The sequence below is a fragment of the Chitinophaga silvisoli genome, assembly GCF_003412465.1.
In the GTDB taxonomy this organism is placed as follows: domain Bacteria; phylum Bacteroidota; class Bacteroidia; order Chitinophagales; family Chitinophagaceae; genus Chitinophaga; species Chitinophaga silvisoli.
This window is the reverse complement of record NZ_QTJV01000010.1, coordinates 359032-372341: the sequence shown is the minus strand read 5'-3', so window position 1 is coordinate 372341 and position 13310 is coordinate 359032. Positions and strand designations below refer to the sequence as shown.

The window sequence follows — 13310 nt, the reverse complement described above, 5'->3', positions numbered from 1 at the left end:
ACCATATGAGTACAACAAATGAACTGATTTCTTTGATCAGCACACAGGAATGGGATAAACAACATCCGGCGACGGCACAGGACATTCAATCGCTGGAAGCTGCTTTCGGGCCGATCCCGGAAGACTATAAAGCCTTGTTGTTATTCTCCAACGGCGGCAGTTTGTATGGCAAAAAGACCCCATTCATCGCTTATTCCGTGATCGAAGTACTGGCATTATTCAGAGAAAAAGACCTGTATAAATTCATTCCGCAATCGCTCATCTTTGGCGGTGATGGCGGTGGTACGATCTATTGCTTTGATCTGCGGCCGGACAAAGGGCAGCAGGTATTCTTCATCCGGGAGGAAGATGCAGGATACGACCCGAATGCGTATAGTAATGTGGTATTTAATGGTAGTACCCTTACAGATACTCTCCAGCGCATTGTCAACAATGAAAAGCTCAACTAATGCCAATCATTTCCATAGCCATCCAAAAGGGAGGCGCAGGCAAAACCACTACCTCCATTAATCTTGGCGCTGCCCTGGTAAAAGCCGGGAAGAAAGTATTATTAGTAGATGCCGATCCACAGGCGAACCTCTCACAATCGTTAGGAGTGCCGGCGGAGCCAGCACAAAACCTGTATACTGAACTAAAGAAAGAGATGTCAGGAGAAGGTAGTCAGATCAAAGAAGCTATCATCAACATCAAAGAAGGATTAGACATTGTTCCTTCCTCTATTGAGCTGGCAGGTGCTGAACTGGAACTGGTCAGTGTATATGGCAGGGAACAGGTGTTCTCCTGGCTCTTACAACCCATCGCGGCTGAATACGATTTCATTCTTATTGATTGTCCGCACGCGGTAGGGATGCTCACCGTAAATGCACTTGTATGCAGTGATTATGTCTTCATTCCTTTGCCGGCAGAGTTTCTGCCATTGAAAGGAGTATACAGCTTCATGCAACACTTCCAGACCATCCGCAAGAAACTCAATCCCAAACTTAAGCTGCTGGGAATGGTGCTCACCCGTTTTGATGAAAGAAAAACAATGAACCAACAGGTCAGACAGGAACTGACGGAACAATACAAAGGCAGCGTATTCGGTACCGTAATCCGTAGCAATATGCAACTGGCCAAAGCACAGGAAGCAGGCAAAGATATTTTCAGGTATGACCCGCATGCCAATGGTGCAAAGGATTACGAACGGCTGGCAACAGAGCTGCTGAGTAAATTGTATTAAAATAAATACCCCCATATGAAAAGTGCATTCAGTAAAAATAGCGCTACCCCACAGGAGCAATCCTCCAATTCCGGCTTCTTTCAGCAAAAATCAGGCGCTCCTTTTTTTGAAGGAAATAAAATTCAACGACTCGCTTCCCCAAAAGATGAACAGGAACCACCTACCAATGACGGCCGTATGAAACTGGACAAAGATATTCAGCGCTGCCCCTGTGAGGATAAAAAGAAATAATATAAACAACAGATATGCAGGTATTAAAGGCTTACGCCAAAGTGTTGTCAGATCTGATCCGTCATCGCATACAAACGCTGACGGGAGCTTCAGACCAGGATGACTATATCATTGCTGTTCCGGTAGACATGGAACAGGACGACCCTTATTTGAATTTCATCAGGGCACATTCCCTGAGCACCCATGAACAATTACTGCTGTTCATCGCCCTCATCCCCCACTTACAACCTGATTTTTACGATACAGAAATACAACAGCATTTGCCTGGCAAGGGTGATTTTCCACAAATAGGCGGTACCCGCAGCAAACAAAGCAGGGGTTTCCTCCCCACCGGCGAAACGGCCCTCTTTTTATTGGGTGGCAATAACTGGGATGTTCGTATGGAAGTAGCGCAGATCTTTTGGCCGGATCATTTTTTCAGCCGTACAAAAGTACTGTGGCTGGAAGAAATGCCTTCAGGTGAACCCACCATGAGCGGACGATTGCTGCTATCGCAGGACCATATCAATATCTTCACACATGGTAAACCCGTACCTCCGCATTTCAGTAGCAGCTTTCCCGCAAAGCAGGTGCAGACAGAACTCGCATGGGAAGACCTGGTCATTAATAATGACCTGAGATCGCAGATTGATGAACTCATGAACTGGGTGAACTACAATGCGCAGCTGATGAATAAATGGAAGATGGAAAAACGCCTGCGCAAAGGGTACAGGGCGCTCTTCTACGGCCCACCGGGTACAGGCAAAACCTTCACAGCCGGATTATTGGGGAAGTATACCGGCAAGGAGGTATATAAGATAGACCTCTCTATGATTGTGTCTAAATACATTGGTGAAACAGAAAAGAACCTGGAATTATTATTCAGCCGTGCAGAAGACAAGGGCTGGATTCTCTTCTTTGACGAAGCAGATGCGCTCTTTGGCAAACGAACAAATGTGCGCGATGCCCACGATAAATATGCTAACCAGGAGGTTTCTTACCTGTTGCAGCGTATCGAAGACTACAACGGCCTGATTATCCTTGCAACAAATATGAAAAATAATATAGACGATGCATTTATACGCCGTTTCAATGCTATTCTAAAATTTTCTTTCCCCGATGCTAATGAGCGGGCCATGATCTGGCGCAGGACATTTCCACAGCAATCCGTATTTATCGGCGGGGATGTGCCTGAAATGATCAAACGCTTTGAACTGGCCGGGGGCAGCATTTTGAACGTGGTACACTATGCCTGTCTGAAAGCAATTGAAAAGCATACTGACGATAAGGAAAAACTGGAAATTCATGTCAATGATGTACTGGATGGCATCAAGCGGGAATTTGTAAAAGAGGGTAAACCCTTCTGATAATTAAATATTATATATATATTTGCGTCACTGTTTGTGAAAGAGGACAATATACCGCATTAACTACCAGTACTTTATTGAATTTGTTTAACCAAAAATACCCTTACATGAGAACATTTATCTGTTCATCCCTTGTCATTGCTATGTTCGTAGGTAGCATTTCCTGTAACAATACCAGCGGCAAGAAACCCGGTGCTACTGAATACAGTGAGAACTCAGCTGAAAAAGCCAGCCGTATTATTGAATACACCAACCTGATCGTTGATATGTCGAACAAACATAACAGCTACCTGGAAGATGTTGTAAACAATACCAACAAGCTGGAAGAGGCCCTGAAACACCCAAATGACAAATATCGTTTTATCACGATCAATAAACCTTTCTCTGCGCCAGACTTCCAGCGGTTCAATCAGAAAGTGAAGATCGACGAACCTGTAAAAGAACTGAGCGACAAAGATCAGAAATTCTTTAAAGACAGTATTGCCCAGTACAAGGCACTGTTTGAATCAATGAAGGCGACTAATAATCGCATGCACGAATATATTACTGCCGAAGATTATAAAGACGATAAAGGTGCAAAAGGATATGCTATCATCGATACCCTGCGCAACCAGATCGCTGAATTATATAGCCTGAAAAGTGCAATTGTAAAGAAAGTAGAAGTAGTAGCTGACGAAAGTGAACAAATCATCCTGAAAGATAGTCCGCTGAAAGACTACATCATTGCGATGAAGAAGGATATGGCAAGTGTCCGTTCTTTTATCGATCTGCTGGGTAGTGAAGAGAAATATGCCGGCATCGAAGCAAAGGCCAAAGCACAATATGATTTACTGGAAAAAGCACAGGCTGAGCATTCACAGATCAATATTGAAAATGCGAAAAAAGCGAATGAAGATCATAGTTTCAATACCTTCTACGATGACTTCCACAAGCTGCTGCTGAATGCAAGAAAACGTATGCGTGATGCAGGTGAAAAAGGTCACTTTGAAAGTTATGACCTGGAGTCACTGGATAGCGATTACGATTCACTGGTAAGAGATTACAATAACTTCAACAGTTAATTAAAGTTTACAATAAAAGGGGTTGCTGTACAGCAACCCCTTTTTTATTTAAAATTAATCTTCTTTACTTCCATCATCTGCCATTCTCACTATTCTAGGCGAAAACTTCGCTACCACATCCACCAGCGCATCCTGTGCAGCCATCACCGCATGAATATCCTTATAGGCCATCGGCGCTTCGTCCAGACCTGCCCCAATCAATGTCACATTATTCGCTGCCAGCACTGCCGCCATATCCACTTTCGAAATCTCTTTTTCCGCCCTGGTACGGCTCAATTGTCTACCCGCACCGTGAGATGCTGAGTTAATCGCCGATTCCTCACCCTTACCACGTACCAGGAATCCCGGTGCCGCCATGGAGCCTGGTATGATCCCCATCACTCCTTTACCTGCAGGTGTAGCCCCCTTTCTATGCACAATAACCTCTTCCCCGTTCAACTGCTCCTTCCAGGCAAAGTTATGGTGGTTCTCCACGGTTGCCAGCAGCTGCCCACCTACCAGTGCAGCTACCTTACGATGTATCACCTGGTGACAGGCTGCCGCATAATCACCAGCCAGATTCATCGCCATCCAGTATTCCTGGCCTTCTGCCGTATGCATATCCAACCAGGCCAGGTTTGCCGCCTCTTTTGGCAGTTTACATAAGTCCTTGGCCAGTCTTGTATAATAACCTGCTATAGTAGCCCCAAAACCACGGGAACCGGAGTGTGATAACAGTGCCAGGTACTGACCGGCATTAATATTTAAAGCCTCATCTCTCTGTGCAAATTCAATCACCCCAAACTCCACGAAGTGGTTACCGCCACCGGAAGAACCCAGCTGCGACCAGGCCTTATCTTTCAGTTGCTTCACGAAGGGAGTCATATTAAATGCATCATTATCCAGCACCGCGTGATCTGCCCGATCCTTACCCTGGAAACCGTGTCCTGCACCAAATTTCGTTTCATTTACCAGGATCTTTTTCAGTTTATCTTCATCCATGACAGTATATGGGATATCATAGATAGACAATGCCATTCTACACCCGATATCCACACCTACACCATAAGGAATTACAGCATTTTTAGCCGCCAATACACCTCCGATAGGCAGACCATAACCCTGGTGGGCATCAGGCATCAGCGCACCGCCTACAGTCACAGGCAGCCGCATCGCATAATCCATCTGTTTTATGGCACCGGGATCAATGGCAGCCTCTCCATAGATTTTATAGTTAGCAGCCTTATCATTCAGTGGAATAGTCGCATCCAGTGGCGCAGCAGCTTCCTCTATCATTTTAGTGGCCAGGTCTTCCAATACAGGATGATCCAGGTATTGTTCCGGTCTTGATCGCAGGTCACTCATCAATGCAATAAGGCTTGCATGGTCCATATCGCTTAAATGCGCTGCTATTACGGCCAGCGCCTCACCTAATATTTTACCTTGTTTAAAACCTGCTGCCATTAAATCAGCGCCGTTAATCTTGTTCATACATTGATCAATTTAGTATAATTGAATTGATGATACAAATATTCAAACGCATGTGCGCAAGCTTAGTGCGCAGTTGAAAAAAACTTTTTGGCACTATAGATGTTATACTATTCATAGAATTCCTTCATATATATACAGCTGAGACAGCTGTGTTTTTAAACCTGTAATCTCAAAAAGTTCAACAATGAAAAAGCTACTTATTTTGTCAGCCTCCCTGCTGTTAATGACAGCCAGTGCAACATTTGCACAAACTCCCACTACTGACACAGCCATGCATCATCATAATGGAATGCACAAAATGAAAGATTGTGTGGCCATGAAGGGAGGTAAAATGTGGGTAATGAAAGGTGGTGAGAAATCAGAAATGACACAGACCATGACCATGAGTGATGGGACCACGGTAATGGCAGACGGTACCGTTAAAAATAAGGATGGTAAGACGTGGATGATGAAAGACGGACAGATGATGGATATGAACGGGAAAGTAATGATGAAAGATAAAATGAAAAAAGCCAAATCAGATGGTATGAAATAATACCATGATAGTTTCAATGAAAAGGGCAGCCACTACCGCTGCCCTTTTTCTTTTATTGATTAGTCGATGAACAACTGTGTAACTGCGGCTGCATCTTTCGCCCATATGGCTGTATAGGCTTCATCAGCCATGGATGGATGTGCTACTTCCTCCAGTGCCTGTGCCTCAGCTTTTATACGCAACAGGTTCCCTACGCTCAGTTTGCTTTCCAGTTTACGCAGCAGGGTCTGCACCATTTTAAAATTCATTTGCCCTACCACCTGGCCCTGGAAGGGCATCTCCAGCCAGATAATTTCACGGCTGGCAATTTCCAGTACACCGAATACCATCCCTTTTGTGAGTCCTTTCCCAATCCGTACCTGATGTTGCACACAGGAGGGATCGTAGGCAACACCTTCATCTGTTATCTCCATTTCATTGGCTGAATCCATCCAGCCAATTACCATATTTGGAGACATGCTGCCATTGCTATAAGCGTTGCATACAAAGGTCACGTATCTTGCGTTCTCTTTAGAAAGTACTTCCAGGTCTATGTCGATGTATTCGGCTGTCCCTACCTGGTCTGGTATGGTGGTAATATCCCCGCTATGCTGGCAACCTACAGGATACATATTACTAAAGCTACAGTGATCTACGACCTTATCGTAAGTGATCATACAGCTCAGGTCCATATCCAGGTGTTGCGCAGGCAATCCTGTTCCCCATTGCATAAAAAGACGTACAGTATTCCCTTCTACCGGGAAACGGGTACCCTGCAGGGCCACCGGCAGGTCCTGGATGGAATCACTGCGGTCGCCGATTGACAGAGGCATTTTGAATAACAGCGGATCGATAAAAATGGTTTTATTATTATTTGGCATTCCTGCAAAGCGACCTTTCATTAGGGTCAATGTCAGCTCCTGCACTCCATCTTTCATGTGCGCCAGTTCTTCAATGCTAAATAACTGTAACAGCCTGTTGGGTGCAATTACTTTAGCAACACCTCCCAATGGTTTCACCGTGCGGTAATTATTCTTCGTAAAATAATCCTCCGCATACATATTCAGTGTAAACACTAATCGTGCAGGTACCTTATTAATAACTTTCGCGAAAGCATTCAGTACCGGCTCCTCACCGAACCACAGCATATTTGCAAATAAGGAACGGGCAAATAATCCCGGGCGCTGCTGCAGTAAACTTAGCGTAGCTGTAGCATCTTTCTTCAGGCGAAAATGTTGTACCTGCCCGTTGTATACCTCATACCGCTCATTGTAAAATACATCCAGCAGTTCACGGAGTTTTTCAAACCCCGGGCGCCTGCTGAATTCAGATAAACGCAAAGCCCTGATATACCGAACCCACATACCTCTTTTGGGATGCATGTCCTCGCACATTTTCTCTGCTGTCTGCGGCATGGCATTTAACCATTCTGCAACCATACGGCCCGTTTTACGCCCGTAACGTAATTCCAGGAAGGCCTTTGAAAACACGCGGGCTATCGCTGATGTATTATGTGCTTGTCTGAAATGTTCGTGGTTCCGGCTATAACGTTTTAGAATCGTATTAGGTGAGATAATCTGTACAAAGCCGGTATGTTTATACCATAGATAACGCAGTATTTCACCAGGTGAATTAAAGAACTGCTGCGCTTTACCGGGTTCATTTCTCTCCAGCAGGATGTCTATCACCAGCATCAAAGTTTCCTTCATAGCCGGTTTGGCGTCCGGTAGCGGGAAGTACGAGATCAGGGTCTTCAGGCTATCCTGCTGGGTTGCATCCAGCGGTGTCTTAGACTGCAGCAGGTTGTTGTAATATTTCATCACATCATCCAGTGTCCAGCACTGTAAGATGGTTCTTTTTCTTGCCTGGTTTTTTAAGGTAAGTTCCTCAAACCGGAATGGTTTTGAACAATACGGGCAGCCATTATAACGCTCAAGCGGAAAAGTCCCTTCAGGTATGTAATGTCCACAAGGTAAGGTGACCTCATCGCCAGTCATAAAAAAGTTGGCAAAAAAAGTCATAACGTAATCTTCCGATTTCACATTGACAGGTGTCTTCCAGTTCCGGATCAGCGGTGTCCAACCTTTCCCGAGTCCTAATGCCTCCTGGATATTTTTCAGCGCCAGCTCTCTTTCTTCTGCACTCAATAAGGGGATGGCATACAACAATTCTTCAGACACATGATAACCCTGGCTGACTAATTCTGCCACAAAATAAATGCTTTCTTCATCTACAGTCTGATATGTACAAGGACGCTGTAATGTAGGTATATATAGGGCCTGTTGGCGTAAGGCAACTTTCAACAATGCTTTTGTCTGTTCCATGCTGATTGTATTAAAAGAAAGGTCCGGAATTTTGTAACTAAACCAGTATAGAAGTAAGTTACAATTGACCTGGACCAAATATCTAACGATACAAAGATGTCACCTCAAGTACGCAGTATTCCTGCGCAGATAGAATTATTTTACCAAAGGTAATAAATAATTTTATTTATCATATATAATATTTTGAAAGCTGTACCTGATGTTCGCTATCTCCTAATCAGGTTTTTTCCTTATATTGCTATATAACCCGTATCAAGACGCAATAGCCTGGACATTCCTTCTCATATTTATTAAACCCATCAACTATGAGTAATCTATATGTACAGTATGGCTGCGGTATGTCATCACCCCAGGGATGGAAAAACTTTGACGCATCCCCTACTCTCCGCCTACAGCAACTCCCCCTTATTGGCAACCTGCTAAAGCAACGCATGCATATTGCCTTTCCGGACAATGTACTGCAAGGCGACATTATCAGAGGTTTGCCTGGTATCGCCGAAAACTCTGCCGATGGGGTATATTGCTCCCACGTTCTGGAACATCTCACCTACGAGGACTTCCTCATTGCAGTACGCAATACCTACAGGATCCTGAAACCCGGCGGTATTTTCCGCTGCGTAGTACCAGACCTGGAAAAAGCGGCACGCGAATATGTAGAAGACCTGGGCAATCATGACCAGGAAGCCAATGCCAAGTTCCTGCAAAAAACAAGGTTGGGTAAAACCCATCGGCGCAGAGGTATTAAAGGTCTCCTGCAAAATACTTATGGTAACAGCGACCATTTGTTTATGTGGGACACCCTTTCCCTCTCTAATGAACTGTACCGCGCAGGCTTCTCTTATGTACGACCTGCTACATTCAATGACAGTGAAGATGAAATGTTTAAACTTGTGGAAAGTGAAGGACGGTTTAAAAATGCTGTCGCACTCGAAGCACGTAAATAATATATAGAGGTTGTATCAGGGGAAATTCCACGCTTGATACAACCTCTTACAATTATTTCAGGATAGCTACAATGTTCTGAAAAGCAAAAATCTCGAATGCAGCCACATTATAATTACCCAGTGGCATCAATCCATCCGGCAACATGCGGTAGAAGGAATACGCAGGCAGCAAATCTATAAAGTCCTTAAAGAACGTACGTGAAATCACATTCATCTCATTGAACTCAATCTGAATCACCTTCACTTTTCTTTGCTGTATACTTTGCATGGCTCCCCGCAGTACATTCAGCTCATGCCCCTCAGTATCGATCTTTAACAATGCGACTTCACTGATGTTATTCTCTGCAATAAATTCATCAATGGTAGTAATATCAATAGGTAGTTCTTCTGCCGCACTATCCCTGAAACCGGTGATCACTTCCTTGTACATACTGGCGTGTTCCGATCCTCCATTGCCGGCATAGTCATAAATGACTGCCTGCGACACCTTATCTCCTGCCCCGCGCTTTACGGGAATAAAATGATGTATAGCAGCTGCATCCTGCAATTTGTTGAAAGCCTTAGGATGTGGTTCAAATGCATAAATCGGTAAACTCACCTGCTGCCTGCGCAACATCACTGAATAATTTCCCACATTTGCCCCTACATCCAGTATTGCTCCACTATTAAAATAATGGTGTTTTTTCATGTATTTTACAAATGCTTCTTCCCCACTTACCCGATCATTCTCATGATTCATGATGCCAATACCGCGCATACTTAATTTATACATCAGCAGGTTGAAACGATACAATGCTTTTCGTGCAAAAACAAAAACATACACATCTTTAAATATTGTGGATACCGGATTCATGGAGGTTATATTTACATTCATTTTTAATTAAAGTACTTCTGTTTCGCCTGTCGCCACATTTACTACAGGCATACCCTGTATACAGGCATAGCGCTGTGCACCCCTTAAATAATTCAGCTGTCCCTGCTTATTCCTGCTTTCCCTGAACTGCGATTCTACATATCCTTCTTCCACGTTCAATGCCTTCAGCTCACCCATGCGATCCTTCCTTACAAAATAAGCGTTGTTCCCAATCGCATTACATCCTACCAGGCTATATCCTTTCTCTTCTGCCAACAGGCATAGTGCTTTTAACGACGCACCAAAATACAGGTAACTGTAATGCGCCACTGATCTTACAAAGTCCGATTTATAGGGTACTGTCAGGGCACGATCCATTCCAAATACACTATTGTATTCCGCCACCACGATCACTGGTTGCACCACATCTATCGCTTTCCATACCCAATAATCATTGCCATCTATATCCACACTTAGCAAGCCGATCTCTCCACTGATCCCCGCAGATGATATAAGATCATTAATATTGTCTTTGGTAATAAAAGCTTCAAATGCCTGCAGGTCATGCTGATAATAGATATCGTCAGACATGATATATTCTATTGCCTTGCGGGATCCATCTATAACCAGGCCCGACCAGTTGTCATGCCTTAATAAAAAACGGGTGTTCGATTCCACATAATTTTCAACGCCAAATTCTATAAATATTTTCCGGTGAATTTGAACTTTATGAATCAGATATTGTATGATCCCATCATCTCCTGCCTGGCTAAACACTTTGAATTCAGCATCCGCTATATTTTCTAAAATGGGTAACGCTTTATTTTGTCTTGCTAACAATGCGCCTAATAAAAGAATATCGGTTTGTTGGGACTTCCTAATGTTATACAGATAGTGATGCATAACATTGAATAACTTTTTAATGCTTTTCATCTATTATGGGTCAATTTATTTTCGAGGCTACATCCAGGATTTTTTCCTCCATAAATACATAAATAATACAATTATTGTTCATTTTTTAATTATTTATAACATGTACAACTGCCGTATTTAGTATTGCACTCATCCCCTTTTCTTAACAGTTAGATACTTGAAAATTCTTTGCCATAGCATATTATAGCCAACATCCACTGTTCAGGTCACCAGCCCGGATTTTTTCCTTCAATTTTGTGCAAATGATATTTTTAATTTAACTTGCTCTCGTCTGAGAATGCTATAATCAATAAAAAACTGGAAATAACTCCGCTCTAATAATGGCCCAAAGGTCATTAAAGGTTTTTTATTGCTTTATATCATCACCATTCATGACCTCGAGTAAGCCCTCAACATTATACTTTTTTAGTCTCGATGCAATCAGGGGATTTGCGGCACTTATCGTCGTATTATGCCACTGGCAGTTCTTCTTTTACAAGGACTACACCGTGCAGACAGCGCCCCTCGAAGATTTCCATTTACCACTTTATTCCCTGTTCTCCATCCTCTACCATCACGCATTTTATGCTGTAGACCTGTTCTTCCTGTTGTCAGGTTTTATCTTCTTCTGGTTCTATGCTGAAAAAATAGCCAGGGGCACTACCAACTTCAACTATTTTATTACCTACAGGTTTACACGCCTGTACCCTGTGCATGTCCTTTCACTCCTGGCAATAATACCCCTGCAAATGCTCATGGTCAAACAGTCAGGCCATACCTTTATTATACAAAACAACGACTATTGGCATTTTCTGCTCAACCTGCTCGTCATCCATAGCTGGGGCTTTGAAAAGACACCTGCCCTCAATGGATTCAACGGTCCCTCCTGGTCTGTATCAGTAGAGCTGCTGCTTTACCTGCTGTTCTTCCTGATCGCCTGGCGCAGACTCCATAACAAAAAAGGCTTATTGATACTTCTTGTCGTCGCCGGCGCTGTTATCCAGGCTATTTATCCAATGATTGGACAGGGTATTTACTCCTTCTTCCTTGGAGCACTCGTCTATCATATCTATTCATGGTTGTGCACTAAAAAGAATTTCAGGAGCCTAACACGCAATGTTGCCATTGCAGCCGCACTGCTATGGTGCTATATCCTTCTGGAATACTATTTCTCCTTTACCCGTCAACTCTTTTTCTCTTTTACACACAAAGTACTGCCAGCCTGGAAAGATGACAGCATTGAAAAGATCTTCTACCTCACCACCAATACTTTTTTCAGAACGATCGTATCGCCTGCAACCGTTTTGGTACTGGCCATGGCAGAGACAATCAAAAGCGGTATCAGGGCCAAATGGACACAGGTACTAGGGAATGCCAGCTATTGCCTGTACCTCATTCACTTTCCCCTCATGGTGGCAACCGCAGTATTGGTCAATGCATTGGGCCTGCCCCAAACCATTTTCCAGTCTCCCCTCACCTTACTGGCATTCTATGGAGTACTGATCACACTTAGTATACTGGGCCACTACTATTTCGAGCTCCCTGTACAACAGACTTTACGACAGAAATTAATCAAAAAAAGGAAGAGCACTGTGCCTGCTGCTATCATTCCGGAAGGGTAAACTATTCAACCTACAAATACGCACGACTTATAACAAAATAACACATGAAATCCAGAATCCATTTACTGTTAATTAGCAGTTTGTTCTTTTTATTCAGCTGCATCGAAACCAAAAAAATTACTTACTTAAATGACATCCAGCAACAAATGGGAGAAGAATCTGGGCATCCACTACAGCCACTTAAAGTGCAGCCAGGGGATGTATTGCAGATCACTGTGACGACAATCGATAAAGACATCTCTCAAATTCTGAATCCGGCTGCTGTATCTGCTGCTCCAGCCAGCGCCAACGGTATAGACCCCGGATACCTGGTAGATAGCGCCGGTTACATCAACCTTCCAATGGCAGGCCGGATTTATGTAAAAGATAAAACGACATCTGAGATCAACAATGCCATCACTACAGAACTAGACAAAAGCATCCGCAATGCTTTTGTATCTACCCGTATTTCAAATTTTAAAATTTCAGTCCTGGGTGATGTAGCACGCCCCGGCTCCTTCAAGATAGGCGCTGAGCGGGTATCGATCCTCGATGCTCTCAGCATGGCCGGCGATATGAACGTTACTGCCCTGCGTGACGATGTCACGGTGATCAGGGAAGTAGACGGTGTAAAAAAATATGCATCACTCAACCTGAGTGATAGCAAAGTACTATCGTCGCCCTACTACTACCTGAATAACAATGATGTGGTATATATAAGACCAGGCAAAAATAAAGTGTTCAATGGATCAAGATTCGTACAACTGATCCCGGCTATGATTGGAGCCCTTTCACTGATCACAACACTAATTATCGTTACCGTTAAATGATACCT

At 43.6% G+C, this 13310-nt stretch carries 13 protein-coding genes; 9 read left to right on the top strand and 4 right to left on the bottom strand.

Features of this window, described 5'->3' with window-relative positions; genetic code table 11:
* Positions 1–5 precede the first annotated feature (5 nt).
* The 5 genes from DXN04_RS25875 to DXN04_RS25855 all read left to right on the top strand — a co-directional run bounded on the left by DXN04_RS25875 (position 6) and on the right by DXN04_RS25855 (position 3857).
* Positions 6–449: an SMI1/KNR4 family protein gene (locus DXN04_RS25875; protein ID WP_116856300.1), complete on the top strand. Its 444-nt coding sequence runs from the start codon at positions 6–8 to the stop codon at positions 447–449.
* Positions 449–1219 (top strand): ParA family protein, encoded by a 771-nt coding sequence (locus tag DXN04_RS25870; protein ID WP_116856299.1) that lies wholly within the window; start codon positions 449–451, stop codon positions 1217–1219. Before DXN04_RS25875 ends, DXN04_RS25870 begins: the two co-directional genes overlap by 1 nt.
* A gap of 15 nt (positions 1220–1234) precedes the next feature.
* Complete coding sequence (locus tag DXN04_RS25865) at positions 1235–1450, top strand: hypothetical protein (protein ID WP_116856298.1); 216 nt, start codon at positions 1235–1237, stop codon at positions 1448–1450.
* A gap of 14 nt (positions 1451–1464) precedes the next feature.
* Entirely contained in the window at positions 1465–2796 is a 1332-nt protein-coding gene (locus DXN04_RS25860) for an ATP-binding protein (RefSeq protein ID WP_116856297.1), read from the top strand.
* A gap of 107 nt (positions 2797–2903) precedes the next feature.
* The gene (locus tag DXN04_RS25855) at positions 2904–3857 is read left to right on the top strand and encodes a DUF3829 domain-containing protein (RefSeq protein ID WP_116856296.1); all 954 of its coding nucleotides are present in this window, start codon (positions 2904–2906) and stop codon (positions 3855–3857) included.
* A 54-nt stretch (positions 3858–3911) separates the two neighbouring features.
* Here DXN04_RS25855 and DXN04_RS25850 read toward each other — a convergent pair whose 3' ends face one another.
* Positions 3912–5327, bottom strand: a complete 1416-nt coding sequence (locus DXN04_RS25850) for an RtcB family protein (protein WP_116856295.1) — start codon at positions 5325–5327, stop codon at positions 3912–3914.
* Between the two features lie 184 nt (positions 5328–5511).
* Between DXN04_RS25850 and DXN04_RS25845 the strand changes: the two genes are divergently transcribed.
* Positions 5512–5862 (top strand): DUF6799 domain-containing protein, encoded by a 351-nt coding sequence (locus DXN04_RS25845; RefSeq protein WP_147320062.1) that lies wholly within the window; start codon positions 5512–5514, stop codon positions 5860–5862.
* 59 nt (positions 5863–5921) lie between these two features.
* Here the strand turns inward: DXN04_RS25845 and DXN04_RS25840 are convergent, their stop codons facing one another.
* Positions 5922–8165, bottom strand: coding sequence for a hypothetical protein (locus DXN04_RS25840; RefSeq protein ID WP_116856293.1), 2244 nt, complete (start codon positions 8163–8165; stop codon positions 5922–5924).
* 305 nt (positions 8166–8470) lie between these two features.
* Between DXN04_RS25840 and DXN04_RS25835 the strand changes: the two genes are divergently transcribed.
* On the top strand, positions 8471–9109 hold the full coding sequence (locus DXN04_RS25835; RefSeq protein WP_116856292.1) for a class I SAM-dependent methyltransferase: 639 nt from the start codon (positions 8471–8473) through the stop codon (positions 9107–9109).
* A 52-nt stretch (positions 9110–9161) separates the two neighbouring features.
* On the opposite strand, the gene DXN04_RS25830 is transcribed toward DXN04_RS25835, so the two are convergent.
* Positions 9162–9962, bottom strand: coding sequence for an FkbM family methyltransferase (locus DXN04_RS25830; protein WP_116856394.1), 801 nt, complete (start codon positions 9960–9962; stop codon positions 9162–9164).
* 27 nt (positions 9963–9989) lie between these two features.
* On the bottom strand, positions 9990–10865 hold the full coding sequence (locus tag DXN04_RS25825; protein ID WP_233525688.1) for a hypothetical protein: 876 nt from the start codon (positions 10863–10865) through the stop codon (positions 9990–9992).
* A gap of 401 nt (positions 10866–11266) precedes the next feature.
* Between DXN04_RS25825 and DXN04_RS25820 the strand changes: the two genes are divergently transcribed.
* Together DXN04_RS25820 and DXN04_RS25815 are read left to right on the top strand one after the other, a co-directional pair.
* Positions 11267–12496, top strand: coding sequence for an acyltransferase family protein (locus DXN04_RS25820; protein ID WP_158569148.1), 1230 nt, complete (start codon positions 11267–11269; stop codon positions 12494–12496).
* A gap of 44 nt (positions 12497–12540) precedes the next feature.
* Positions 12541–13305, top strand: a complete 765-nt coding sequence (locus DXN04_RS25815; RefSeq protein ID WP_116856290.1) for a polysaccharide biosynthesis/export family protein — start codon at positions 12541–12543, stop codon at positions 13303–13305.
* Positions 13306–13310: the final 5 nt, after the last annotated feature.